The 25,114-nt window shown below is 66.5% G+C and carries 27 protein-coding genes; 13 read left to right on the plus strand and 14 right to left on the minus strand.

What is annotated here, in order from left to right; genetic code table 11:
* Positions 1 to 50: 50 nt before the first annotated feature.
* Positions 51 to 818, minus strand: a complete 768-nt coding sequence (locus CGLY_RS14195) for a histidine phosphatase family protein (protein ID WP_038550252.1) — start codon at positions 816 to 818, stop codon at positions 51 to 53.
* Between the two features lie 82 nt (positions 819 to 900).
* On the opposite strand from CGLY_RS14195, the gene CGLY_RS14200 reads away from it, so the two are divergent.
* The 4 genes from CGLY_RS14200 to CGLY_RS14215 are packed head-to-tail and all read left to right on the plus strand — an operon-like array spanning position 901 to position 4,654.
* Positions 901 to 1,533, plus strand: a complete 633-nt coding sequence (locus CGLY_RS14200) for a TetR/AcrR family transcriptional regulator (protein WP_038553271.1) — start codon at positions 901 to 903, stop codon at positions 1,531 to 1,533.
* A gap of 31 nt (positions 1,534 to 1,564) precedes the next feature.
* Positions 1,565 to 2,329: an SDR family oxidoreductase gene (locus CGLY_RS14205; protein ID WP_174411424.1), complete on the plus strand. Its 765-nt coding sequence runs from the start codon at positions 1,565 to 1,567 to the stop codon at positions 2,327 to 2,329.
* Positions 2,330 to 2,378: 49 nt separating this feature from the next.
* The gene (locus CGLY_RS14210) at positions 2,379 to 3,617 is read left to right on the plus strand and encodes an acyl-CoA dehydrogenase family protein (RefSeq protein ID WP_038550255.1); all 1,239 of its coding nucleotides are present in this window, start codon (positions 2,379 to 2,381) and stop codon (positions 3,615 to 3,617) included.
* Positions 3,614 to 4,654: a phosphotransferase family protein gene (locus tag CGLY_RS14215; RefSeq protein WP_038550257.1), complete on the plus strand. Its 1,041-nt coding sequence runs from the start codon at positions 3,614 to 3,616 to the stop codon at positions 4,652 to 4,654. The genes CGLY_RS14210 and CGLY_RS14215 overlap by 4 nt, the downstream gene beginning before the upstream one ends.
* 106 nt (positions 4,655 to 4,760) lie before the next feature.
* On the opposite strand, the gene CGLY_RS14220 is transcribed toward CGLY_RS14215, so the two are convergent.
* Complete coding sequence (locus tag CGLY_RS14220) at positions 4,761 to 6,380, minus strand: AMP-binding protein (RefSeq protein ID WP_038550258.1); 1,620 nt, start codon at positions 6,378 to 6,380, stop codon at positions 4,761 to 4,763.
* Between the two features lie 203 nt (positions 6,381 to 6,583).
* Between CGLY_RS14220 and CGLY_RS14225 the strand changes: the two genes are divergently transcribed.
* Positions 6,584 to 7,090 carry a hypothetical protein gene (locus tag CGLY_RS14225; RefSeq protein ID WP_052540269.1) on the plus strand — a complete coding sequence of 169 codons (507 nt, stop codon included), beginning with the start codon at positions 6,584 to 6,586 and terminating at the stop codon, positions 7,088 to 7,090.
* Here the strand turns inward: CGLY_RS14225 and CGLY_RS14230 are convergent.
* Both CGLY_RS14230 and CGLY_RS14235 read right to left on the minus strand, forming a co-directional pair.
* Positions 7,071 to 8,087 (minus strand): nucleoside hydrolase, encoded by a 1,017-nt coding sequence (locus CGLY_RS14230; RefSeq protein ID WP_052540997.1) that lies wholly within the window; start codon positions 8,085 to 8,087, stop codon positions 7,071 to 7,073. The two genes, CGLY_RS14225 and CGLY_RS14230, sit on opposite strands and share 20 nt — an antisense overlap.
* Complete coding sequence (locus CGLY_RS14235; protein WP_052540271.1) at positions 8,084 to 8,893, minus strand: hypothetical protein; 810 nt, start codon at positions 8,891 to 8,893, stop codon at positions 8,084 to 8,086. The genes CGLY_RS14230 and CGLY_RS14235 overlap by 4 nt, the downstream gene beginning before the upstream one ends.
* Before the next feature lie 103 nt (positions 8,894 to 8,996).
* Here CGLY_RS14235 and CGLY_RS14240 point away from each other — a divergent pair, with 103 nt between their 5' ends.
* Positions 8,997 to 9,992 carry an alcohol dehydrogenase catalytic domain-containing protein gene (locus CGLY_RS14240; RefSeq protein WP_038550259.1) on the plus strand — a complete coding sequence of 332 codons (996 nt, stop codon included), beginning with the start codon at positions 8,997 to 8,999 and terminating at the stop codon, positions 9,990 to 9,992.
* A 144-nt stretch (positions 9,993 to 10,136) separates the two neighbouring features.
* Here the strand turns inward: CGLY_RS14240 and CGLY_RS14245 are convergent, their stop codons facing one another.
* Genes CGLY_RS14245 through CGLY_RS14255 form a run of 3 tightly spaced genes read right to left on the minus strand, consistent with a single transcriptional unit; the run spans position 10,137 to position 12,348 of the window.
* On the minus strand, positions 10,137 to 10,511 hold the full coding sequence (locus tag CGLY_RS14245; protein ID WP_038550261.1) for an MGMT family protein: 375 nt from the start codon (positions 10,509 to 10,511) through the stop codon (positions 10,137 to 10,139).
* Positions 10,511 to 11,002, minus strand: a complete 492-nt coding sequence (locus CGLY_RS14250) for a GNAT family N-acetyltransferase (protein WP_158407401.1) — start codon at positions 11,000 to 11,002, stop codon at positions 10,511 to 10,513. The genes CGLY_RS14245 and CGLY_RS14250 overlap by 1 nt, the downstream gene beginning before the upstream one ends.
* Positions 11,003 to 11,061: 59 nt before the next feature.
* Positions 11,062 to 12,348, minus strand: a complete 1,287-nt coding sequence (locus tag CGLY_RS14255; protein WP_038550264.1) for an adenylosuccinate synthase — start codon at positions 12,346 to 12,348, stop codon at positions 11,062 to 11,064.
* Between the two features lie 108 nt (positions 12,349 to 12,456).
* Between CGLY_RS14255 and CGLY_RS14260 the strand changes: the two genes are divergently transcribed.
* Entirely contained in the window at positions 12,457 to 13,359 is a 903-nt protein-coding gene (locus tag CGLY_RS14260; protein ID WP_038550265.1) for a hypothetical protein, read from the plus strand.
* A 12-nt stretch (positions 13,360 to 13,371) separates the two neighbouring features.
* Here CGLY_RS14260 and CGLY_RS14265 read toward each other — a convergent pair whose 3' ends face one another.
* Both CGLY_RS14265 and CGLY_RS14270 read right to left on the minus strand, forming a co-directional pair.
* On the minus strand, positions 13,372 to 13,848 hold the full coding sequence (locus CGLY_RS14265; RefSeq protein WP_227590293.1) for a GNAT family N-acetyltransferase: 477 nt from the start codon (positions 13,846 to 13,848) through the stop codon (positions 13,372 to 13,374).
* A 17-nt stretch (positions 13,849 to 13,865) separates the two neighbouring features.
* Positions 13,866 to 15,140: an FUSC family protein gene (locus tag CGLY_RS14270; RefSeq protein WP_081804079.1), complete on the minus strand. Its 1,275-nt coding sequence runs from the start codon at positions 15,138 to 15,140 to the stop codon at positions 13,866 to 13,868.
* Between the two features lie 93 nt (positions 15,141 to 15,233).
* Here CGLY_RS14270 and CGLY_RS14275 point away from each other — a divergent pair, with 93 nt between their 5' ends.
* The 4 genes from CGLY_RS14275 to CGLY_RS14290 are packed head-to-tail and all read left to right on the plus strand — an operon-like array spanning position 15,234 to position 19,081.
* The gene (locus CGLY_RS14275) at positions 15,234 to 15,893 is read left to right on the plus strand and encodes a TetR/AcrR family transcriptional regulator (protein ID WP_038553297.1); all 660 of its coding nucleotides are present in this window, start codon (positions 15,234 to 15,236) and stop codon (positions 15,891 to 15,893) included.
* Positions 15,890 to 17,434, plus strand: a complete 1,545-nt coding sequence (locus CGLY_RS14280) for an MFS transporter (protein WP_320406892.1) — start codon at positions 15,890 to 15,892, stop codon at positions 17,432 to 17,434. The genes CGLY_RS14275 and CGLY_RS14280 overlap by 4 nt, the downstream gene beginning before the upstream one ends.
* A 19-nt stretch (positions 17,435 to 17,453) precedes the next feature.
* Entirely contained in the window at positions 17,454 to 18,065 is a 612-nt protein-coding gene (locus CGLY_RS14285) for a DUF1345 domain-containing protein (RefSeq protein ID WP_038550273.1), read from the plus strand.
* Between the two features lie 23 nt (positions 18,066 to 18,088).
* The gene (locus CGLY_RS14290) at positions 18,089 to 19,081 is read left to right on the plus strand and encodes an alpha/beta hydrolase (RefSeq protein ID WP_038550275.1); all 993 of its coding nucleotides are present in this window, start codon (positions 18,089 to 18,091) and stop codon (positions 19,079 to 19,081) included.
* 52 nt (positions 19,082 to 19,133) lie between these two features.
* Here the strand turns inward: CGLY_RS14290 and CGLY_RS14295 are convergent, their stop codons facing one another.
* From CGLY_RS14295 to CGLY_RS14315, 5 genes are all read right to left on the minus strand, one after another.
* Complete coding sequence (locus CGLY_RS14295) at positions 19,134 to 19,553, minus strand: hypothetical protein (RefSeq protein ID WP_052540275.1); 420 nt, start codon at positions 19,551 to 19,553, stop codon at positions 19,134 to 19,136.
* Between the two features lie 370 nt (positions 19,554 to 19,923).
* Entirely contained in the window at positions 19,924 to 20,925 is a 1,002-nt protein-coding gene (locus tag CGLY_RS14300) for an endonuclease/exonuclease/phosphatase family protein (RefSeq protein WP_052540277.1), read from the minus strand.
* Positions 20,926 to 20,931: 6 nt separating this feature from the next.
* On the minus strand, positions 20,932 to 21,405 hold the full coding sequence (locus CGLY_RS14305) for a DUF3151 domain-containing protein (protein WP_038550276.1): 474 nt from the start codon (positions 21,403 to 21,405) through the stop codon (positions 20,932 to 20,934).
* A 13-nt stretch (positions 21,406 to 21,418) separates the two neighbouring features.
* Positions 21,419 to 22,456: a class II fructose-bisphosphate aldolase gene (gene fbaA / locus CGLY_RS14310; protein ID WP_038550277.1), complete on the minus strand. Its 1,038-nt coding sequence runs from the start codon at positions 22,454 to 22,456 to the stop codon at positions 21,419 to 21,421.
* A gap of 96 nt (positions 22,457 to 22,552) precedes the next feature.
* Entirely contained in the window at positions 22,553 to 23,713 is a 1,161-nt protein-coding gene (locus CGLY_RS14315) for a glycoside hydrolase family 76 protein (RefSeq protein WP_052540278.1), read from the minus strand.
* 56 nt (positions 23,714 to 23,769) lie between these two features.
* Here CGLY_RS14315 and CGLY_RS14320 point away from each other — a divergent pair, with 56 nt between their 5' ends.
* Both CGLY_RS14320 and CGLY_RS14325 read left to right on the plus strand, forming a co-directional pair.
* The gene (locus CGLY_RS14320; protein ID WP_038550279.1) at positions 23,770 to 24,372 is read left to right on the plus strand and encodes a DUF1707 SHOCT-like domain-containing protein; all 603 of its coding nucleotides are present in this window, start codon (positions 23,770 to 23,772) and stop codon (positions 24,370 to 24,372) included.
* Positions 24,373 to 24,506: 134 nt separating this feature from the next.
* A complete protein-coding gene (locus CGLY_RS14325) occupies positions 24,507 to 24,863 on the plus strand; it encodes a hypothetical protein (RefSeq protein ID WP_227590294.1) in 357 nt (118 codons plus the stop codon).
* Positions 24,864 to 25,114 lie beyond the last annotated feature (251 nt).

Raw genomic sequence — 25,114 nt, forward strand, 5'->3', positions numbered from 1 at the left:
TTCTCCGGCCGCGCGGCCGGAATGTCGTTCCCCCAGCGTATCGTCCGGTGTCAGGAGAAGCGGCGCAGCGGTCTCCTGCCGTCCGCATCGGGCTCGTCGAGATGGGCATGCTCGTTGAAGGACAGCAGCTCCACCCCGTGGTGCCCGTCCTGACGCCCGCTCCTGTCCCGTACCCGGAACAGGCTGACCGAGGCCGTGAACAACCTGCCGGCGACGGTGGGCCAGCGCTGCACCGGCACGCCGGAACTCTCCACCACACACAGGGCGATCACGCCGGCGGAGGTTACCGTCACCGCCGTCCCCTCAGCTCGCGCGATATCGGCGGCCGCGTCAAGACCACCGAGTACCTGTGCCCGAAACTCCGGGAAGTCGGGCTGGTCGACCCACCACGCCATGGCGTCCTCCAACATCGACCCGGTCAACCGTGACAGCGCACGACGGTTCTCGTCGCTGGGCGCGTCCACCAGACGTTGCATTCTCTCGGCGACGTCCGGGTTCGCCGCCAGCCACGGGCCGACGACGGAGTCGGTATCGAACTCCCGCCACGCTTCATCGACCACCGGGGGTTCCGACCCGAGCTCCTCGGCGACGTGGGCGGCGGTGTCCTGCTGCCGGCTCAATGGACCGGAGAGCACCGGTACCGAGGCTCCGGGAGCCTTGCGACGCGCCAGGGACCGTCCTGTCGCGGCAGCCTGCCGGTGCCCACGGTCGCTGAGCACGTCGTAGCTCCGCTCCACACCAAAGGAGTCGCTCCGACCGTCACCGGTCAGTATTCGCTCCCCGGCCTGACCGTGCCTCACCAGATAAAGAAAAGCCATGGACCCTGTCCTCTCGCAGTTCTCGCGCCCAATTTTTGAACCAGGATTCAACGTGCTGCGGACCAGCGTATACGATCCACACATGACGAATGAGCGAGAGTCCCGAACCGACCGCGCGGCGCGTCGCCGCTCCGAGATCCTCACGGCGGCACAGAATGTGTTCGCCCGCGACGGTTACCACGGCGCGAAACTCACCGCGGTCGCCGCCGAGGCCGGCTGCTCAGTGGGCACCCTCTACACCTATTTCGCCGACCGTGCAGCCCTGCTCGGAGCCGTCCTCGACGATGTCGAGGAACAGATGCGGCATCCCGGCGGACGCCTGCCCGCCGACCATCCCGTCGCCGAGCAGATCAGTGCCGCCAACCGCGGCTACCTCACCGCCTACCGGCGCAACCACCGGATGATGGCACTGATGGAACAGGTGGCAATGGCCGATGAATCCGTCGCCGCCCGCCGTGCGCGGCGGGCCGACGGCTTCATCGAGCGCAACGCACGGGCACTCAGCCGCTACCTCGACCAGGGAACGGTCACCGGTATCGAGGACCCCGAGCTCATTGCCACGGCACTGTCCGCCTCCGTGTCGCGCCTGGCCTACCTGACCTGGGTGGAGGGGCGTTTCCCCGACTCCGACGAGACCCTCGACCGTGTCTGCGCCGCCGCCGACACGATCTGGTTCCGGACGCTCGGACTGGAGGACGTCCCCGCCAGTTCGTGAAATGAATCACGATTCAATGTATGGTCATGGCATGACCACCTACGATTTCACCGACCGCACGGCTGTCGTCACCGGCGGCACGCGCGGCATCGGCTACGCCACCGCCGAACTTCTCCTCCGCTCCGGCGCCAATGTCGTCATCACCTCCCGTAGAGCCGAAGCTGCTGAGGCGGCCGCCACCAGTCTCGCCGACACCACCGGTGCCACGGGCCGCGTTGTGGGACTCGCCGGCCACGTCGCCGAGGAAGACGCCGCCACCCGCGTCTGTGCCGAAGCAGTGTCCCGCTTCGGCAGCCTCGACATCCTGATCAACAATGCGGGCACCAACCCTGCCTTCGGCCCCGTCACCGAACAGTCCCGCGCCGTGATGCAGAAAGTCTTCGACATCAACGTCACCGGGCCCGCCGTCTGGGCAGGCGCCGCCGTCCGTGCCGGGCTGGGGGACAAGAACCCGGGAGCCATCGTCAACGTCTCCTCCATCGGCGCCCTCTTCATCGAAGACGGGATCGGCGTCTACAACGCCTCGAAATCAGCCATCATGCACCTCACCCGCCAGATGGCCCATGAGCTCGCCCCGTCAGTCCGGGTGAATTCCGTGGCACCCGGCGTCGTCCGCACCAAGCTGTCCGAAGCCCTCTGGAAGGAGGACGAGGACGCCGCAGCGTCGGTCACCCCGCTCGGACGGATCGGCGAGCCCGCCGACATCGCCGACGCCATCTGCTTTCTCGCCGCACCGTCGACGTCCTGGATCACCGGGTCGAACCTGGTGATCGACGGCGGTCAGATCGTCAACTAAGACCCCGTCTCCCCTTCCCTCCCCCTCACCACCACCGAAAGGCACCACCATGGACTTCAGCTTCAGCGAGCGCTCACTGGACTACCAGAGCCGCCTCAACGACTTCATGACCGAGCACGTCTACCCCGCCGAGCCGATCGCCGCACAGCAGATCGCAGAGTCCGGCGACCCCCACCACTTTCCCGCGGTGCTCGGCGAGCTCAAGGAGGAGGCGAAACGTCGCGGTCTCTGGAACCTCTTCCACCCGCACCCGGCTCGCACCGGCGACGGCTCGGACAACCGCCCCGGTCTCACCAACGCCGAGTACGCCCCGCTGGCCGAGATCATGGGCCGCAGCCCCCACCTGGCGCCCGAAGCCTGCAACTGCAACGCACCGGACACCGGAAACATGGAGACCCTGGAGCTGCACGGCTCCGCCGAACACCGCTCGACGTTCCTCGAACCCCTGCTCGCCGGGGAGATCCGTTCGGCGTTCTGCATGACCGAGCCAGGTAACGCCTCCTCCGACGCGACGAACATCAGCATGTCGATGGAGCGCGTCGACGGGGGGTACCGTCTCAACGGCCGTAAGTGGTTCGCCTCCAACGCCATGCATCCGCACCTCAAGGTCCTGATCGTCATGGGTAAAACCAGCCCGGACGCCGACACCCACCGGCAGCAGTCGATGCTCGTCGTGCCGTCGGACGCCGAGGGAGTGACCATCGTGCGCAACCTCACCGTCTTCGGCTACCACGACCGCGAAGGGCATGCCGAAGTCACCTTCGACAACGTCTTCGTCCCCGACAAGGACATCCTCGCCGGTGAAGGCATGGGCTTCCGGATCTCCCAGGACCGGCTGGGGCCGGGCCGCATCCACCACTGCATGCGTGCGATCGGCATGGCCGAACGCGCCCTGGAGATGATGTGCACCCGCGCCTTGTCCCGGTCCACCTTCGGCAAGCCCCTCGCCGAGCGCGACAACATCCGTGACTGGATCGCCGAGGCCCGGATCAACATCGAGGCCGCCCGCCAGCTCACCCTCAAGGCCGCCTGGATGATGGACACCGTGGGCAACAAGGAGGCCCGCCAGGAGATCGGCGCGATCAAGGTCCTCGTCCCGAACATGGCGCTCACGGTCGTCGACCGGGCGATCCAGCTGCATGGCGGCGAAGGCGTCACGGACGACGTCCCGCTGGCATCGATGTGGGCCGGCCTGCGCACTCTGCGCCTGGCCGACGGTCCCGACGAAGTGCACAAGATGACCATCGCCCGCCAGGAGTTGAAGAAGTACCGGGAGACCAGCCGATGAGCACCACCCCCTTCACCGAGGAAGCACTGGCCGACTGGCTGTCCGACATCGCCGGAACCCGTGGCCCGCTCAGCCTCACCCGTATCGGCGCCGGTCAGTCCAACCTGACCTACCTCGCGACGGACGGTGACGGGACCGAGGTGGTGGTCCGCCGTCCGCCCCTCGGCCACCTTGCGGCCAGCGCCCACGACGTCGCACGGGAGGGGCACATCATGGCCAGCCTCGCCGACACTCCCGTCCCGGTGCCCGAGATCTTCGGGACCACCGACCCCGACGGCTCCGTCGGCCCCCTCCGGGTGTCCGACGCCCCCGTGGTGGCGATGTCGGTGATCCCGGGAACCTCGCTGAACTCGCCCGACGCCGCTGCATCGATTTCACCGGAGGCACGGTCCGCCGCCGCTACAGGCCTGATCGAGGCGATGGTCACCATCCATGAGGTTGATCTTGTCGCCACCGGGCTGGATGACCTGGCGTCCCACGGGCCGTATGCCGAACGCCAGCTGCGCCGGTGGTCGAACCAGTGGGAGAAGACGAAAACCCGGGAACTACCGGCCCTCGACGCCCTGACCGAACGGCTCCGCGCCGCCGTCCCCGAGCAGACGGAGACGGTGTTGGTCCACGGGGACTTGCACCTGGGCAACATCATCGTCGACAAGGAGACCGGCAACGTCAACGCCGTGGTTGACTGGGAGCTCACCACGCTCGGCGACCCGCTGGCCGACATCGGCTCGCTGCTGGCCTACTGGCCTACGCAGGACGGTCCGAACCTGCCCGGGTTCGACGCCGCCCTGGAGCCCGGGTTCCCCGACGCCGAGGAGTTGGCCCAGCACTACCTTTCCCGTACGGGACGGTCCCGGGACGCCCTCGACTTCTGGCATGTCCTGGGGCTGTGGAAAGTGGCGGTCATCGTGGAGGGCGTCGTACGCCGCACCCGTGACGTCCCCGCGAATGCGTCCTCAGGGATGGCGCTTCCCGCGTCCGTCGTGGAGGTGCTGGTCGACCAGGCCACGGTGCTGGCCGACCAGGTCGGGATCTGACCGACGGACGGACACGCCAGAGGGCGGTTTCCGAGCACGGACGGCCTGAGTTGCTGGACTCAGGCCGTCCGCGCTCGGAAACCGCCCGTCGGTGACGACGAAGCGACTAGCTGTCGGCGCCCACCGGCACGCCGCGCAGGTCCTTACGCAGGATCTTGCCGGTGCCGGACTTCGGGATCTCGGCGATGACCTCGACCATGCGGATCTTCTTGTACGGGGCGACGCGCTCGGCGACCCACTCCATCAGCGCCTCCTTGTCGACCTCGACCGGGTTGCCGTCACGGTGCTGCGCCACGACGAAGGCGCGGGGCAGCTCCTCACCGTCCTCGTCCCGAATGAAGCCGACAACGGCGGCATCGGCGATGTCCTCGTGGGTCATCAGCAGTGCCTCGAGCTCCGCCGGGGCGACCTGGTAGCCCTTGTACTTGATCAGCTCCTTGGCACGGTCAACGACGTACACATTGCCCTCGTGGTCGTACTCCACGACATCGCCGGTGCGCAGCCATCCGTCGCCGACCAGTGCGTTCGCCGTCGCCTCCTCATTGTTGAGGTACCCGAGCATGACCTGGGGGCCGCGGATCCACATTTCGCCGGATGCCGACTTCTCACCCTCGTTGCCGGGGGGCAGGATCTCCCCGAGAGCATCATCAGTGAGATCCACGACCTTGCACTCGGTGTTCGCCACCGGCAGACCGATGGACTCCAACGGAGTTGTCCCCCGGATGCCGGTGTGGGTCACCGGTGACGTCTCGGTCATGCCGTACCCCTGGACGACCGTGACACCGAGCCGGTCCTGCACCGCAGCGGCGAGTGCATGATCCAGGGCCGCGGCGCCGGAGAGCAGGGTGTTCAGTTTATCCAGGTTGTACTCGTCGACCAGCGGGTGCTTCGCGAGTACGACCGCGATCGGCGGCGCGACGAAAGCGAAGTCGATCCCGTGCGCCTGGTGGAGTTCCAGGAAGTTCTTCAGGTCGAACGACGGCATGGTGACCAGGTGCGCCCTGTTGGCCAGGGTCGTGTTCAGCACCGTATTCATCCCGTAGATGTGGAAGAACGGCAGCACAGCCATCACCACCGAATCGCGGTGCTGTCCATTCTCCTGCAGCTGAGGCAGAGTCTGGAGGATATTGGCCATCAGGTTGGTGTGGCTGAGTTTCACCCCCTTCGGAATACCGGTGGTCCCCGAGGAGAACGGCAAGACCGCGACATGGGTCGCCGGATCGAACGAGACCTCCGGTGCCTCATGCCCTTCCTGCAGCATCGCCGCCAGACCGGACTCACCGTCGGTGAGGTCGATGATGTGATCGTCGGACAGGCCCGCCTCGCGTGCCCCGTCGGCACCGTTGGGACCCAGCAGACTCACGGTGAACAGCAGGCTCGCGCCGGACAAGGTGATCTGTTTGGCGACGTCCTCGGCAGTGTTCAGGGACCCGACGGTAGTAACGGTGGCCCCGGCACGCATGATGCCGTGGAAGGCGACGACGAACGCGTGGGTGTTCGGACAGTGCAGCGCAACGACATCACCGACGCCGATTCCCCGGGACGACAGGGCTCCGGCGAACAGGTCGACCTGGCCCCGGAGTTCCCCGTAGGTGACGACGGCGCCGGTGGCGGAGTCGGTGACTGCGGTGCGGTCGCTGTCCTCCGGGCCAAGGGTTCCGAAAATCTGGTCGTAGACGCTGATGGCGGGGACGTCGATACGGGGGCGGGGACTCGCGACTGGCACTGTGGCTCTCCTGATCTCTCGGCATGATCGGGGCCATCCGGTGGCCCCGATCACATTATTGCCCTTTGGCATCTAAAATAACCGCCTGTCGGGCGTTTCGCAGGGTTTTCACCAACTGCAGGCACCAGGTATGACATCCGTCAGTCGCAACTCATGACAGGTGGTTCTACCTGCGGAAATTGATGTCAACCACAATCAGAACCATGAACTTCGACGTCATCGCCGACCTGTTCCAACGACTTGCAGAGTTTGCCGCCTCAGTGGAGCCCTGGCAGCAGTTTCTCGTGATCCTGCTCGCTGGTGCGGTGCCCTTCATCGAGTCCTACCTCGGCAGCTTCCTGGGTGTCGCCCTCGGCATCGAACCGGCCGCCGCCGTCGTCGCCACCGCGGTAGTCGGAAACATGATCTCCACCTTCCTCCTCATCGCACTCGCCACCCGCGCCCGCACGGCAGCAACACGTGGACGCAGATCCACGAAGCAACCGGTGTCCGCCCGCCGGCAGAAAGTCGGCCGCTACGCCGAACGCCTCGGCGTACCGGGGGTTTCCCTCCTGGGGCCGATCATCCTGGCCAGTCAGATCACCGGACCGACACTGGTGGCCCTCGGCGCGGACAAGCGCAGCGTGTACCTGTTCCAGGGAATCGCGATCATCGTCTGGGGTGTCGTCTTCGGATTCTTCGGAGACCTTGTCATCTCCTGGTACCTGTGAGACCGGACGCCGCCGCGAAGGCACTGAAAACGGCCTCAGGGTCCAGTGCCGTAAGAATGCGCGCATTCGGCCGACGGCCCCAGTAGGGTCCGACGCCGCCCTCCCCCACCCAGTCGGCAACCGTCGTCCCCCTCAGCAACTCGGACCCCGCCTCCACAGCGACGGTCGCCTGCCGGACGGAGGCCTCGACCGCACCCAGCATCACCATCGCCGCGGCCAGGTCATGGATCTGAGCGACATAGCCCACGCCGACGGACTCATGGAACTCGAAGTAGAACCGTAGGGCGTCCTGCACCAGCTGTGCCAGCTGCGTGCGATTCGGCGCCGTGCCGTCGACCCACGTTGCCAGGCGTTCCGGGGTCAGCACCACCTGTTCGGTGACATTCAGCGGGCAGATCAGCGGCAACTCCGCACCGTCCGGCCAGTTCTCCACGGCAAAAGACAACGCGTGCGGGTCGACCCAGGCATTCCACTCCGCTGTGGGAGTGGTGTTGCCCGGGTAGGTGAAGGCACCGCACATCAGGGTGACACGTGCCTGACGCAGCACTTCCGGTTCGTGTTCGACAGCATAGGCCAGGTTCGTCGCCGGCCCGGCGATGAGCAGATGCTCAGGCCTGGCACGCTTCCACGCGGCCACGGCGTCGGCCGGCGTCGTCACTCGGTCAGCCGTGTCCGGGACCCCTGTCCCAGGAATCCAGTACCCCAGTCCCTCCGGACCGTGCGTCTCCGGGGTCGTCGTCAACGGCAGGACGCGCGGCCCGGCAGCTCCGGCGACGACCGGAACGTCCGACACGCCGCAGAGCCTCAGCACCTCCGCGGAGTTCCGCGCCGCCAATGCCGCGGTCGTGTTGCCCGCCGACGTCGTCACCTGCAGGTCAATGTCCCCGGCGCGATGGCGCGAGGCCAACCACACCAGGGCGAGGGCATCGTCGATGCCGGTGTCGACATCGGCGACGACTCTCGTCCGCGCGGCACCGCTGCCGTCTGTACCATTCACCGCTGCACCGTCTCCGCCGTGGCGTCGACCCATCCGCGGGTGAGAAATGACACGTCACCCTCGGCGAATGCCGCAACATCCTCGACCACTGACGTCAGGTCACCGACATGGCGCCGGAAGTGGGACCGGGTCGTCCGGTATTCCACGACCCAGCCGTTACCGAGCAACGCCGCCTGGACGAACCGGACGTGCCCCAAAGGGGTGTCCTCCATCGGGGACGTCCGGGCCGGCAGGCCCGTCTCCACAACCACGTAGGGGATCCCCTCGTCGGACCGTTGGCGCCGGTCGGCGTCGTCCGTCAGCGCCGTACGGACACTCTCCGCATCAACATGTGTCGTCACGGTCCCCACCGAGGAGCGCATACGCAACCCGCGGTCCACGCCGGTGGGGTTCACCCAGATCTGTTCCATGTCGTCGACCATGCACAGCCCCAGGTCGCAGGCCTTGTCCTGCAGAATCCTGCCGGTCTCCCCCGCTTCCGAGAACGGCAATGCCACATGCAGCGCGTCATTGACCACCTCGACCGGGAACTCCAGGAGGCTGAAGGGGTCCCCAGCCTCCGTCCGCACGCCTCCGCCGACATCACAGTGCTCATTCACCCATGCCGCCAGCGTGGCGACTCCCCGCGGTGCCGGACGTCCCGGATGCGGGTCACCAGGGCCATGGCGGAAGGCTTCCGGGTCGGTGGTGGCACTCATGTCGTCGCCGAGCTCCTCATGGATCCGGTGCGCTTCGACACGGAGATCCTCGTCAGGACGGTACGTGTCACCTGCGCAGGGACGGAAGAAGAGGAAGCCGAGGGTCATGCCCGCCCATTCTATGGTGATGCGTATCATGGCCGAACAGTTGGGGTGGTGAACTACCCCCGGAACAGGGCCACCCGGGGAGAGCCGACTACACTCCCCGCCCATGAGAGCAGCAGTCGCCAACCGTCCGGGCCCGCTCCACGACGTCGTCTCCGTCCGGACAGTGGCAGAGCCCACCCCTCCCGGGCCGAGGGAACTGACGGTCCGGATGGTCGCCACCACCGCGAACCCGTCCGACGCGGTGACCGTCTCCGGCGCCTACCCGTCACGCACCACGTTCCCGCTGATCCCCGGTTTCGAGGGCATTGGCGTCGTCGAGGACGCCGGACGGGACGTTCCCGGCACCGCCCGCGACCTCGTCGGACGCCGGGTGCTGCCGCTGGGCGGGCCGGGATGCTGGCAGCAGCGACGCACCGTCGACTACTCCTGGTGCATCCCGGTGCCCGACGAGCTCGACGACCGCACCGCCTGCTTCTCCTACATCAATCCACTGACCGCCTCGCTGATGGTGTCCCGGTACTGCCACGGCGCCCGGTCCGTGGCGATCACCGCGGCGACCTCGGCAATCGCGGGCCACCTGGCAGAACTGTTGACGGAACAGTTCTCGCTCCGTCCCGTGGGTCTCGTCCGAGGAACTCCCGGAAGTACCGTCGCCGACGCAGACAGGTGGGCGAGGTTGATCAGCATGGCCGACCCCGACTGGCAGTCTCAGCTGAACGCTGTCGTACCCGGCGACCACCAGGGCCCCGACGTGATCCTCGACTGCATCGGCGGTGCAGTCGGGCTCGACCTCGTCGACGCGCTGGCCCCGGGCGGCACCCTGGTGCTCTACGGTCTGTTGGCCGGCAGCCCGCTGCCCGTGGAATGCTTCGACGGCCGACGAGGGACACGCGTCGAGATGTTCCGCCTGCGCGACACCGTGCACTCACATCCGCGCCGGGACCTCCCCGAGTTGTTCACGCCAGTGTTCGACCTGCAGCGCCGTGGCCTGCTGCACACTCCGGTGGCGGTGAGAACCGGATTGGACGGGCTGCCGGGGCTGCTCGGTACAGGTGTGGGATCCGGCCGGGGGAAGATCCTCATCGACCCGTGGAGGTGAGCACAGCGACTGCACCCCTGTCTCGTCTGAGTCGACCTCCAGGGGTGGGCGGCCACATCTCACCACGGGAGGGACGCCTCGGAGCAGGGAGCAACCCCGCAGGTCGGTACGACCATCCTGCGGGGTTGCTCCTTGGCACGATCCTCATCGACCGCTGAGGCCGAGCCGCTCAGCGAGCTCGTCGGCATCCAGGCACTGGCTGGTGGGGATCAGCAGGTTGTCGCCATCCCGTGTGAAGGACACCGCCCGGCGCGCCAACCCTGCCGACCGGGAGTTCTCCCCCTCCCCCATCTCGGGGACAATGAAGTGCCGGGAACGCCCCTGTCCGCCCCGCACCGTCCCCACCGGGATCACCGGTGCCGCCAGATCCCAGCCGAAACCACCGTTGGCCAGTGCCCTCGCCACGGCGCGGGCACCGCGCGGCACCCCGATTGCCCCGGCGATCTCCCCGTATCCGGTGACCTCGCCGTCGTCGATGAGCGCAAGGACCTCCCCGACGCGGTCATGCAGGTCGTCCATCACCGGTCCGACAGCCGCCTCCGGTAGAACACGGACCGCGACACCCTGCCCGGATAGACCCGCGGAGCGTCCTCGATGTGCATGCGTTCGGCACCGTTCTTCTCCATCGACCGGCACGAGCGGAGGTTCTCCACGTCCGCACGGAACCACACTTCACGGACCCCCGCGGCCTGCAGGGCTGTGTACATCGCTTCCTTCATCTCCGTGTTCGCGACGCCGCCACGTCCCCTCGCCGACGGCATCACCCAGGTGTAGCCGAGCATCGCCGTGCCGGCGGACCGGTCGCCGTTGTAGACGGTGGTGCAGGCCAGCGGCCGGTCTCCGTCCGCTGCGTCGTCCCCTGCGCCGTCCCACAGCACATAGGTCCGTCGGGAGTCGTCGGCGACGAACTCCACCAGTGGGAACGGAGAGAACGTGAAGAAGTGGAAGGTCTCCTCCCGGTCCGGTTCGGGAAGTGCTGCCTCGACGCGGGCAGCGTCCTGGGCAGTCACCCGCCGCATCTCCCGGCCGCTGCCGGCCGGGAAGCGGTCAGGTAGCTCGGGCCAGAACATCAGGCCAGCACGTCGTGGATGACGATGGTCTCGTCGCGCCCCGGGCCGACACCCACGTAGGAGATGCGGCAGCCGGACAGTTCCTCCAGACGGTTCAGGTAGTCCTGTGCCTTCGCCGGCAGGTCGTCGAAGGAGCGGCACCCGGAGATGTCTTCGTCCCAGGCGGGCATTGTCTCGTAGATCGGGGTGGCGTGGTGGACGTCGGTCTGGCTCATCGGCATCTCGTCGTGGCGGACGCCGTCGACGTCGTAGGCCACGCAGATCGGGATCTCACCGATGCCGGTGAGCACGTCGAGCTTGGTGACGAACAGGTCGGTGAAGCCGTTGACCCGGGAGGCGTAGCGGGCGATGACCGAGTCGTACCAGCCGCAGCGGCGCTTACGCCCGGTGTTGACGCCGAACTCGCCACCGGTGGTCTGCAGGTACTCGCCCCACTTGTCGAAGAGCTCGGTGGGGAACGGACCCGCCCCGACGCGGGTGGTGTAGGCCTTGATGATGCCCAGGGAGCTGGTGATCCGCGTGGGACCGATACCGGAGCCCACGCAGGCACCGCCCGAGGTCGGGTTGGAGGAGGTGACGAAGGGGTAGGTGCCGTGGTCGACGTCGAGCATGGTGGCCTGGCCACCCTCCATGAGCACGGACTTGCCGGCGTCGAGGGCCTGGTTGAGTTCCAGTTCGGCGTCGATGAGCATCGGCGTGAGGCGCTCGGCGTAGCCCATGAAGTACTCGACGATCTCGTCGACGTCGATGGCCTTGCGGTTGTACAGCTTCACCAGCATCTGGTTCTTCTGGTTCAGCGCCCCCTCGACCTTCTGCCGCAGGATCGACTCGTCCAGCAGGTCCTGGGCGCGGATACCGATCCGGGACACCTTGTCGGCGTAGGACGGACCGATGCCGCGACCGGTGGTGCCGATCGCCCGCTTGCCGAGGAAGCGCTCGGACACCTTGTCGAGCACCTGGTGGTAGGGCGCGACGAGCTGTGCGTTGGCACTGACCCGCAGGCGGGAGGCATTGGCACCGCGAGCCTCGAGCCCGTCGATCTCCTCGAACAGGGCCTCGAGATTCACCACACAACCGTTGCCGATGACCGGCACGGCGTTCTCACTGAGCACACCGGCGGGCAGGAGTTTGAGTTCGTACTTCTCCCCGCCGACGACGACGGTGTGGCCGGCGTTGTTACCACCGTTGGGCTTGACGACGTAGTCGACCCTGCCGCCGAGGATGTCGGTGGCCTTGCCTTTTCCTTCGTCGCCCCACTGCGCTCCGACCACGATGATTGCTGTCATTGGCTCTGCCGTCGCTTTCCGATCCGGTTCCAAGTACGTTGACCAACTGAACAGTGTAGCCGGTCACTCTTCCCGGTCCAGTATCCTCGTCCAGTACCCTGGGGGACCATGACGACCGTTGTGCTCGCGTGTGGACCACGTGCCGCAGATCTGGTCGGCGCCCTCGTCGCCGACGCTGTCACCCTGCCTGACATGCCGGGGCGCCGCGACCTGCGGCTGCTCGACGATCTCGCCGCCGCGCATCTGCCGGTCGACGACACGCCCACCCTCGACGAGATAGCCGCGGCCCCGGACGTCCCCCACCAGGGGGCCCCGCAGTTCGCACCGCAGCACCCCGACCGTCCGGTGCGGGTGGTCGTGGTGGGGTCGGACGCGGCACTGTCCGCCGTGGTGACCCGCCTGATGCGTATCGACGCGATGTGGATCTCCGTCGGCTTCGTGCCGGTGGTGGACGACGGGGAGACCTCGGTCGTCGCACAGAACTGGCAGCTGTCGACGGTGAGTGGCTCGGGGGGAGGGCCGAGTGTGGCGGCGTTGAACTTCGCCATGACCTCGCCCGTCCGCCCCACCGCGGTCGTCCGCGACGACTCAGGGCTCGTCACGCTGGGATCGGCGGAGATCTTCCACACCGGTGCCGAGCTCGTCGGGGAGATCATCGTGGATTCGCAGACCCTGTTCACCAACACCTCGGGACGGACCTGGGACGGTCGGACGGGTGCCTTCGGTGCGCGACTCGTCCCCACCGTCGACGCCCCGGGAATCGCCGCGACCCGGTTGATCACACCGTCGGTGTGGGACGACGACGCCGCGCGGAGCGTCCCCCGGCGCAGGCTGTTCCGTCGTCCGGCGGAGATCGGCGGGGTGGATCCGGAGGCGGTGCTGACCGGGCGGGCATTGCAGGCCGGCGGGGTGGAACTCACCGTCGTCCGCGACGGGGTCGTTCACCCGCGTCCCACGTCGAAAGTGACGTTCTACCGGCACCTGCGCGACGGGCAGTTCGTGCGGCGGTAGCTCGTCTCCGGCTCAGCCGGTGCGCACCATCGACACGTGCGGGATCCCGCCCTCGTCGTATTCGTCCCCGTAGGTCTCGAAACCGTAGGTGGAGTAGAGGTCGGTGATGTAGGTCTGGGCGTGGAGCACGATCGGTTCCCCGGAGTGCAGTTCCACGGCACGCTCGATCAACTGCCCCGCCAAGCCCCGGCCGCGGTACCTCGGGTCGGTGGCGACCCGCCCCAGCACCCGCCGAACCACCGCGGTGCCGGGCACGTTCCAGAGGGCCGGGACGGACAGGGTGCGCAGGTAGGCGACGACCTCCCGGCCGCTGCGGATGAACACGTGCAGGGTGCCGTCGTCCAGGTCGCGCCAGTCGAGTTCCTCATCCTCGACCTTCTGCTCGCGCAGGAAGACCTCGGAGCGCAGCCGGGCGATCGCGTAGACCTCCGTGGTGTCGAGGTCCCCCCAACGCTTGACGATGATGTCGGACAGAGCGGTTGTTGCCATGCCAATACTGTATCTGACTATGCCGGGCCGTCGCCCCGCTCGTCCCGGTCGCCCCGTGTCTCCGTGTCCATATCCCCCCACACCTCCGGCGGGAAGCGCGGGTCCTCCACGGTGGGCTGCAGCACCGACATCGCCGACTCCCGCGACATCCCGCAGATTTGCAGGGTGTCCACGATGATCGACCGGCACTGGGCCAGGACCACCGTGCCCGACAATCCGGCGCCGTGGGCGACCGACAGGTCCGAACGTCCGGCCAGGACCTGGAGTCTGCGGGTGATCTCCGGGATCTCCACGAGCTCCTGGCGGGTACCTCGGGTACCTCCCGAGGCATAGACGGTACCGAGGTGACCGAGGGCGTCGGAAAGGTCGCGGATCAGTTTGGGCAGCTCGGGGTCCGGCGTCACCCCGTCACCCACCATGATCTCGGCACGCCGTGCAAGCACACGGGAGTTGCGCATCACATTGTCCACCGGGGTGAGGATACGGTTCATCGAGCGAGTGTAACGCCGGGCCGACCAGTAGATCGGTGAGATGTTCACGACCTCGTCACCGCCACCGACCGAGGACATCAGTTCATTGACCCCTGCCTGGGTGCCGCGGGCGGTGACCAACGCTTCACCGATGAGCTCCTCGTCACCGTCCTCGATGCCCTGGGCAACATCGTCGAGCACGAGGGCGGCCTTGCTGATCAGGCTGGCGACCTCCCGGCGTGCGGTGCGCAACGGACTGTTCGGGATCACAGCGACGACGACCAGCCCCACCAGGCCACCGATGAGTGCGTCGACCATGCGCTCCCACCCCGCCTGGTCACCCGGTGGGATCAGCGTGGCAACGAGCACGGCGGAGCTGGCGGCCTGGTTCGCCACGAGTACACCCTTGTCGACGAAGACCGCCAGCAGCATCGCGACGAACACCGCGATAGTGATCTGCCAGGCACCCTCCCCGATCTGGGAGATCACCAGATCACCGATACCGATGCCCACGGCGACGCCGATGACGATCTCAAGGCCCCGTCGCGCACGTTTGCCGCCGTAGGCACCGAGGCTGATGACAGCGGCGATGGGCGCGAAGAAGGGTTGTTCATGCCCGACGATGTTGTGGGCGATGAAGAACGCCAGTCCGGCGGAGACCGCACACTGCAGGGCGAAGACGGAGCTGCCGCGCATCCGGTTGACACGCTCGACGACGGCGAAGCGTTGCAGGGACTCGGCCGCCGCCTTGACCCCGGCACGTGCCCGGTCACGCGGGCGCTCGCGGGCCCGCCTCTCACGCTGCTTCCGGCTCTCCGTCATGGAGTCCATTGTGACACGTCCTCTTGCCGACCCTCCGGAGAATGATGTACACATGTACATGTACAGATGTACATCAACAGGAAGACCGTCGACATGACCACACCAGACCACGGTGACACCCCCACGACCCCCGCACCAGGCAAACGCGACCCCGCCGGACGCCGCGCGGCGATCCTCGACGCCGCCACGGAACTGATCTGCGAAAAGGGCGCGTCCTCGCTCACCCACCGCGCGGTAGCCGCCCGGGCCCACGTCGCCGTGGGATCCACCACCCAGTACTTCGACAGCATCGACGACCTCCGCGACGAGGCGCTCCAGGCCCTCGCCGACGAAACCGAGGACGACCTCGCCCAGATCGCTGACCTCCTCGACGGACCAGGCGACCTTCCGGAAGTCATCGACACCTGCGCACAGATCATGCGGGACTTCCTCGTCGACACACGACAGGTCCGGGCGAACCTCGCCATGATCAGCACAGCGATGACCGACCCGTCGCTGCGCGAACTTGCCCTGCAGTGGTCTGACCAGCTCACCGACCTGCTCAGTGAACGGGTCGGCCGGGCCCGGGCCACCGCTGCCGTCGCCTACATCGACGGCCTGACCGTCTACGCCGCCCTCCACGACGACCCCCTGGACTCTTCGACCGACACTCCGACCGACGCCGATTCCATCGCCGCCGTGCTCACCGCTCTGCTCGCCATGCCCGACGCTCCCGCCACCCCGGCGGCCAACGAACAGGAACCGACCCCGTGACCTCCGCGTCCTCCCGCGTGCCCACCCACCCCTCCGACGGCATGTCCCGCACCGCCCGATGGGCAGCCACCACCGTGCTCACCGCCAGCCTGCTGGTGATCACGATGGACATGACCATCCTCAACATCGCGCTCCCCGAGATGGCGGCCGAACTGCAGCCGACCTCGACCCAACAACTGTGGATCGTCGACATCTACTCTCTGGTCCTCGCCGGACTACTGGTCTCCTGGTCTGCGGTGGCCGACCGGTGGGGACGCAAGAAGATGCTGATGCTCGGCTACAGCTTCTTCATCATCGCCTCCCTGCTGGTCCTCGTCGCCGACTCCGCCGCACAGATCATCGCGATCAGAGCTTTCCTCGGCGTCGGCGGCGCGATGATCATGCCCCAGACCCTGTCGATGATCCGCATCATCTTCACCGACCTCAAGGAACGCGCCACCGCGCTGAGCATCTGGGCCGCCGTCTCCGGCCTGGGCGCAGCCTTCGGCCCGCTGGTCGGCGGCATCCTGCTGGAGCATTTCAGCTGGCACGCCGCCTTCCTGGTCAACGTCCCGCTCATGGGACTGGCGATCATCGCCGGGATCTTCCTTCTGCCCGAGTCCACCGTCCCCCACCCCGGGCGGTGGGACGTCTTCGCCGCCGTCCAGTCCATGGTGGGCATGGTGCTGCTGGTGTGGTCGGTCAAGGAGTTCGGCAAGGAAGCGTCTTTCGCCGTGCCCGGCGCACTGATCGCTTTCGCTCTCGCGGTTGCGATTCTGGCCTGGTTCACCGTGCGCTGCCTGCGTAGCGACTCGCCGCTGCTCGAGCTGCGACTGTTCCGCAACCGCCCCTTCACCGCCGGGATCATCGCGGCCCTCGGCTCGACGTTCGCCATGATCGCCGCGCTGTTGCTGCTGGCCCAGTGGCTGCAGCTCGTCGACGGCGCCTCCCCGATCGAGACGGGCGTAAAGCTGATCCCCGTTGCTGTGGCCGCCGCCATCGCATCCATCGCCGCACCACCGCTGAGCCGGCTGGTCGGCTCCCGTGGCGTGCTCGCCGGTGGACTGATCCTCGCCGGAGGTGGACTGCTCTACATCGGGCTGACTCCCGGCGACGTCACCTACACGACGATTCTCGCGGCAATGGTCCTCGTCGGAGCCGGTGTCGGCTCACTGGCCATCGCCTCCGCGATGATCATGGGCGGATCTCCCGAGGACAAGGCCGGCAACGCCGGAGCCTTGGAGGAAGCCTCCTACGAACTCGGTGCCGTCCTGGGCATCACCGTGCTGGGAAGCGTCTCGGCACTGGTATTCCGGGACCACCTGCGTGATCTCGCGTCCGGACTCGGTCTGCCGGGCGAGATCGTTGATCCTGCCGGTGAGTCACTCGGCGCGGCGATGCACATCGCCGAAGAAGCACAGCTGCCGGCACTGGCAACCAGCGCAGCGGAGGCGTTCACCGACTCACTGCAGTTCGCCGGTGTCATCGGCGGAGCGATCATGGTCCTGGTCGGTGCAGCAGTCTTCGTGATCACGCCGAAGGGGACGCAGGCGGCGCATTAGGCGTTGTCCGTAAGCATGCGTGTCTACACTGGCCGCCCTGGCCACGGCCGCAGTGGCGGTCATCATCGCCTTTCTGACGACAGACGCGCCGCCGGCTGAGTGGACGATCCCGCTGTCAGTCACGATCTTCCTGGTCTACTGGCTGTCCTTCGCGGTGTACTACCTCTGGTGGACCCGCCGCACCTGGGTTGGACGCCTCTCCGGGCTCACTGGCCCGACGGAATGGACCACAGCAGCCGCCATGATGGCCGTCGTGGTCACCGTGGCAATCGCACTGTCCCCCGGTGCCAGAGAGAACCCGGTGATCATCCTGCTCGGTCTATCGACGGTCGCCAGCTCGTGGGCGCTCATGGTTTACTCCTTCGCCCTCGACTACATGCAGGTCACCGTCCTTCAGAGTCCCCAGGAGACACCCCACATCACCTTCGGGTTCGCCGAAGAGCCCCGCTTCTCCGACTACCTGACCTTCTCGGTGATGGTCTCCACCATGGCGTTCGCTGCACCAGCGGAGGTCACGTCACGGCAGATGTGGCGGAAACTGCGCAACCACGTCCTGCTGGCGTTCATCTTCAATACCGTGATCGTGGCGATGATGGTGTCGTTGCTCTTCGGCGGACTCACCGGGAACTGACCGCCGTGGCAGAGTAGGACGACATGAGCTTCCCCGTCCCCCGCCACCCACCCTTTGACCCGGCGCTGGCTCCCGCCCTCGAGATGATTCGGGCAATGACACCGCCGCAACTGCTGGTCGAGGATCTTCCTGCCCTGCGCGAGCGTGACCGGACCGCACAGACCCTGAAGCACATCCGTACCCGAGGCCTGGTCACCCGGGATATGACGTTGCCCGGCCACAACGGAGCTGAACTCTCTACCACCGTGATCAGTCGCGGAGACCGGAACCACCGTCCTACAGGGCCCGGCATCTACTTCCTTCACGGCGGCGGCATGGTCAGCGGGCGTCGACTGGACGCCGTGGAGTTCATGATCCAGTGGGTCCTTGACCACGACGCCGTACTGGTCACACCGGACTATCGTTTGGCACCCGAACACCCGGCACCGACTCCGGTCGAGGACTGCTACGCCGGTCTGGTGTGGATGCACGAGCATGCCGCGACACTGAATGTGGATTCCACCCGCATCCTCATCGGTGGAACAAGCGCCGGCGGTGGTCTGGCGGCGGGCACGGCACTGCTCGCCCGCGACAGGAACGGTCCGGAACTGCTGGGCCAGATCCTCATGAGCCCGATGCTCGACGACAGAAACACGACCACGTCCTCCCAGCAGATCGACGGGACCGGCGTCTGGGACCGTGGTGACAACCGCTTCGGTTGGACGTGCCTGCTGGGCGACCGTCGCGGAACGGAGGACGTGTCCGTCTACTCCGCACCGGGCCGAGCCGTCGACACGACGGACGGGCTTGCCGGGCTTCCTCCGACGTTCATCGACTGCGGGTCTGCGGAGGTCTTCCGTGACGAGAACGTCGCCTACGCGTCCGGGCTCTGGGCCGCGGGCATCCAGGCTGAACTGCATGTGTGGGCCGGGGCGTTCCACGGCTCGGCGATGATGGTGCCGGACACGGCGGTGAGCCGTTCCGCGCTGGAGGCGAGGGACTCCTGGGTTGCCAGGCTTCTGAGTCCCCGGCTCTGACCGCATCCAACCGGATCAGACCGCGATATCTGCCCACACCAGGAAAACCTGGTCACACGGCAAGGGCCGCGTCGTCGTCACCTGACGTGCTGACACTGGCAGCCAGAGCCGCAACCCGCTGGTGTGACACACCGAGGAGGACTCCGATATCCCGGAGCGAGTAGCCCTGCTGCTTCAGCTGGGCGACCAGATCCCGGCTGGCGCGCGCTGCCTGTTCATTGACGTCATCGGCCTGCTCGCGCAAAGACTCAGCCCGGGCCTTCAACTCCGCCACATAGGACGGAAGCCTCGGCTCGACGACGATCTCGATATCGGACTCGTCCACCCCGGACAGGTAGGCGATTGCTTCGCGCATCTCGTCGGCGGCATGGTCCAGGCGACGAGTCTGAGAAACAGCACCGACGTCGGGACACTCGAGGACCCAGACCGGTCCGGAGCCTCGTTCTGCCGTCACGGTGAATGTGGTCGTCATCGCCACCACCCTTTCCCTAGCTCATCTGCGTATTGGTCAAAGAACTTCCTGACAGTCACATCATCGATTTCACTGTGTCGCCCGAGCGTCCTGGTGACACTACCGACCCGGAATGCATCGTGACGAGTGAGCTTTATTTCTTCGAACTCAAGGCCACGGCGTCTGGCTTCGGCCTTGAGCTTCTTGATTACCGCGGTACGTTTCAAGACGTTAGTCAACCCCCTATTGAGACTTCAAGTCAACCCCTCGTTGGCATCCATGGCATCAGCAGATTCGTCGGTGCGCCGAGAAAGACCTGTGACCCCAGACCCAGTGTAGGTCAGACTGTAGACATCGCAGGTCTCGACAGCTCTGACCGCATCCAACTGGATCAGACCGCGATATCTGCCCACACCCCACGGTGATCCGTCCCCTCAACCCGCACCGTGCCGCCGTCCTCACAGGTACCGTCCCGGACGAGAATATGGTCGATCCGGACCAGCGGGAACTGGTCAGGCCACGTCGGCATACCGGTCACGCGCTGTACCCCACTGCTCCCCTCACACCTGGTCAGCCCGGTATGGTCAAGGAATTCCCGGAACTCCGGGTGGGCAACGGTGGCATTGAAGTCCCCCGCCAGCACCAGGGGGACGTCCCCGACATCACTGCTGCCGAACGAGTCTTTGAGCGTCCCGAGGTCCTCCTCCCATCCGGTGATCAGGTCGCTGAACGCCGGCGGAAGAGTATGCACGCCGTAGACATCGACCGGAGCGGGTTCGGATAACCGAGCTGACGGGGTCTGGTGGCCGGTGAACCCGTGGTCCGTGGCCGCATCGGACACCGGAGTACCCGGCCGAACCAGGACGGCCGTCCCGGAGGCCCCGCCACTGTCATCGACGGCAGACGTGGACGTCAACCCTGTCCCCCTCTCGACCGCAGCAACCTCAGCGGACGAGGTCTCCGACAGGACGAGAACATCAGGGTCGAGACGGCGGGTCTCCCCGACAATCGACGCATCATCCGCGCCGTTGAAATAGGTGTTGAGCGCCATCACCCGCAGCGTCTCCGCTGACCCGCCTCGCTCTGCCGATGCCCCGTGGTTCGGTGCGCCAGCCTGCGTCGTGACGATTCCGACAGGTAGGACGACAGCCGCGGTGAGCAACACCGCCAGTACCGCCGGCCACGCCGAGCGCCGTCGCCATGCCTGCCAGCACACCACCACCAGACAGATAAGTGCCCCGAGCACACCAACGGCGAAGACCGCCTGCGCGGCGGGAACAAGCCGGGCGAGGCGGTCAGGGAGAGCACTGGTGATACGCCACAACGGGGTGGACGCCCACGCCAGGAAGAGCACGAGGGCGACCGCCGGAATGGGACGCAGCAGGCGTCGCACCGTCGCTTACGACTCCGAGCCGGCCCCGGAGGACATGGCGTCGGCAGCGCTCGGGTCGCAGTCATTGACCAGGTTGAGGCAGCGAATGTACTCGTCCTCTTCCCCGATGGCGCGGGCGGCGGTAGCGAGCATCATGATCGCACGCAGCACGCCGCGATTCGGTTCATGGGACCAGGGCACCGGACCGGTGCCGCGCCACCCGTTGGACCGCAGAGCGTCCAACCCACGGTGGTAGCCGGTGCGCGCGCAGGCGTAGGCGGTGACCTTCTCGGCACCCGCACCTTCCACATTGCCCTGGGACAGGTGGTAGGCAGCCAACGCGGCCCACACTCCGGAGTCCTTGGGGTTCGCCACGGCGAGAGTCTCGAGCTCCTCGAGGGACTCCGAACCGGTCACCGCGGTCGCCAGCTCGACGGGGAGACGGACCTCCGGGTGCTCCGAGCCGAAGAGGTCGCGGCCCTTACGAATCTGTTCCGCCATTACGGTGCCGTCCTTACTTCGACACCGTGGTGCCGACAGAGTGCAGGTCGTTACAGGCTTCGATGATTCGCTCGGTCATCGCGGCCTCGGCCTTCTTCATGAAGGAGCGCGGGTCGTAGACCTTCTTGTTGCCGACCTCGCCGTCGATCTTCAGCACGCCGTCGTAGTTGGCGAACATGTGACCGGCGATGGGACGGGTGAAGGCGTACTGGGTGTCGGTGTCGACGTTCATCTTGATCACGCCGTAGCGCAGAGCCTCTTCGATCTTCTCCTTCTCGGAGCCGGAGCCGCCGTGGAAGACGAAGTCGAAGGGCTGCGCGCCCTCGGACAGGCCGAGCTTCTTCGCCGCGGTCTTCTGACCCATGTCCAGGACCTCGGGACGCAGCTTCACGTTGCCAGGCTTGTAGACACCGTGGACGTTGCCGAACGTAGCGGCCAGCAGGTAGCGCTGCCCCTGGTCGCCGGCACCGATGGCATCGACGGTCTTCTCGAAGTCCTCGGCAGTGGTGTACAGGTTGTCACCGGCCTTGGCCTCGACGCCGTCCTCTTCACCGCCGACGACGCCGATCTCGATCTCGAGGATGATATTCGCCTCGGCGCACTTCGGCAGCAGGTCCTTGGCGATCTCGAGGTTCTCGTCGATCGGGATGGCCGAGCCATCCCACATGTGGGACTGGAACAGCGGGTTCTCGCCCGCTTCGACGCGCTTGCGGGAGATCTCGACCAGCGGACGCACGTACGTGTCGAGCTTCTCCTTCTGGCAGTGGTCGGTGTGCAGGGCGACGTTGATGCCGTAGTGCTTGGCGGCGTGATGCGCGAAGTGGGCCAGTGCCTCAGCACCGGCGACCATGTTCTTCACACCGAGCCCGGAACCGAACTCCGCACCACCGGTCGAGAACTGGATGATGCCGTCCGACTCAGCGTCAGCGAAGCCCTTCAGGGCCGCGTTGATGGTCTCGGACGAGGTGCAGTTGATGGCCGGGTAGGCGAAGCCACCCTCCTTGGCCTTGTCCAGCATGTCGCGGTAGACGGCGGGTGTTGCGATGGGCATGAGTGTTCCTCCGTGTGGGGTCGACGGGCGGGTTCCGCGTTCTCAGTTCAAGTATGCCGTGCTCCGGCCGATCTGTCAGTTGCCGTCGGTCAGCCGTCACTCACTGTCGCGGGTGACGGCCGCCGCTGCCTCCATGAGCATCCAGCCGGAGAGCTGGACCGAGAGGTCACGTTCAGGGATCTCAGCCGCGGCGACCGACCCCGACAGTGCAGCACCCATGAGCCCGCCGGACTGCGGCAACACCGCGTCCCCACCCCAGGATGCGGGGAACACCGGCAGGCCGTCGATCTCCAGACGGTAGCGCCACACGGACTCCGCCGAGCGCAGGACGATTCGGCGGGCGAGACGTCGGGTCGCCGCACTTGCCCGATCGTCGCCGGGCAGCGAGGTGGCGACGAGGGCGAGGTACCGGGCGAGGATCCCCTTGAACAACCCGTTGTCACCGCCCCGGGCCTTCCAGTCCAACGACCAGTTCGGGGTGGTCATGTGGTGGGAGACTGCCTCAACGAGCCGGTGGACGCGGGTGAGTGCCTGGGTTCCGATCGGGTCGACGGCGTCCATGTTGATGCCCGCGGCGCGACGTTGTGCGCAGGCTAGTTCCAGGTTCGCCCCGATCATCACACCCTGGCAGTAGGCGTGGATCTCCGATACCGTCTCCGGCCCTGACAGCTTCATCTTGACCCCGTCCATCACCAGACCGTCCGTGTTGATCAGGTTGGCGTGGACCCAGTCGATGAGCTGCTCGGCGAGTTCGACACGTCCCGTGCGCGCGGCGAGGATCGCGACGGGGCCGTTGGTGGGAACGTTGTAGAACGTCTCACCGACGCGCCACGGCATGACACCGGTGAGGTTGTCGACACCGTCGAAGATGTCGTGCTCCAGGCCGCTGCGGTAACGGACCTTGCCGTAGCGGTCGAGACGCTCGACGCGCTCCAGGGCGAGGGCGAGCCACGCCTTGTCGTCGTAGTAGCTGTTGCGGGTCAGGCGGCCGAAATTCCGGATACGCATACCCCGGATGGTCCGACGGATGAAACTGAGCCGCAGTCGGGTGCTGCGACGCAGGGCGGCGTCCGCCTGACAGTCGATGTAGTGCGCCTGCCACCAGTAGTGCCAGTGGTAGAAGAGTTTGTCGCGGGTGGTCGGTGGCCAGGCGACGACAGCGAGGTTGGTTCGCGGCACGCCCCAGAGCCGTCCGCCGTGGCGTTCGGTGATTGCCTGCTCGGCAAGATCGGCGCGGTGATCCCAACGTTCCTGCATAACTCACATTGTGCCTGCACACCTCCACTCTTCGCACGTATTGGTAGCCTGACCACATGAACAGTGCCGATGGTGCGGACAAGTTACGCCTCAGCGACAACGACCGGATCCACGCGATGAGTGCCCTGGGCACGCATTTCGCCGACGGTCGGCTCGACGAACACGAGTTCAATGAGCGCTCCGGCGCGGTCGCCGAGGCCCGGACTGTCGGTGAGCTGCGCCCCCTGTTCACCGACCTGCCCGGCGGGCTTCCCTTCGACGAGAAGGGGACAGCCGTTGCGGTGCCGGGCCAGGACGCGGCGGCCCTTGACGGTCCTGGCGCAGAATTGTCCCCGCGTGACCCGGAAGCCGACGAGGTCGAAAGCCTCCGCAAGCGTGGCAACCTGGTGCAGACCATCGACGGCGTTGTCCTCGGCGTGACCCTGGTGACGTTCCTGGTCCTCCAGTTCGTCTTCCACATGAGCTACGCATGGATCGTGTGGCCGTCGCTGGCGGTGACCTTGTCCGTACCTCGGATGCTGCTGAAGTACTCCGACGAGGATGAGGAACTCTTCGAGGAGATCAAGGAGGCTGAGCAGGAGACACGTAAGGAGCGGCTGCGCCGGGCCGCCGAGCGGATGCATGAGTTGGAGCCGCGGGACAAGCGCGACGAGGCCTGAGTTCGGGTTTACGCGAAACCTTGAGCGATATAAGTGATTATGTAATGATCGCTACACGAACGGATCCTGAGTATGACGTTCTCAGGCACCGTCGCTCTGTTCTTATCTGACGCCCCATCACAGGAGGATGCATCATGTCTCGTACTGACACGTCCATGGCCACCAGGTCCGCCACGACATCCGGCGTTCGCCGCTGGGTCACCCGCGCTGCGGTCGCCGCCGCCGGTGCCGGTCTGCTCGCCGGTCTCGCGATCCCGGCAGCGAGTGCTGCGCCGATGTCACAGATCACCCGAGGCGATGCCGTCCAGTGCTACATCCACCACGATGTCCATGCTGGCCCCGTGTATGGCGGATACACCCAGGGCAATTGCGGCGCCTACCCCGGAGAATATTTCCGGGGAACCGGCGGATTCCCTGGTGCCTATTCGCTCGGCCAGGTCTTCCTGCCCGGTGGTACCAGCTACTCCGCCTGGATCGACAAGGTCTGGTAGTCCGACAACTCACGACGCTTCCTGAGGCCCCGGCCCATTGTTGGTTTAGATACTCTGAAACCGACAATGCCCCGGGGTCCGGTGGCCAGCCGGGAGAAAGGGGCGTGAGCATGTCTCCGATCAGCGCAAAGAACCCTTCCACCAGGCGCCGCCGATCCTGTATTCTGACCTCGGTGATTCAACCCACCGCACGCACTTCCACGTGAAGACCACGTGAATCATTGCGGAGAGACCTGGCCAGCCCAGGACAT

Source organism: Corynebacterium glyciniphilum AJ 3170 (assembly GCF_000626675.1).
GTDB lineage: Bacteria > Actinomycetota > Actinomycetes > Mycobacteriales > Mycobacteriaceae > Corynebacterium > Corynebacterium glyciniphilum.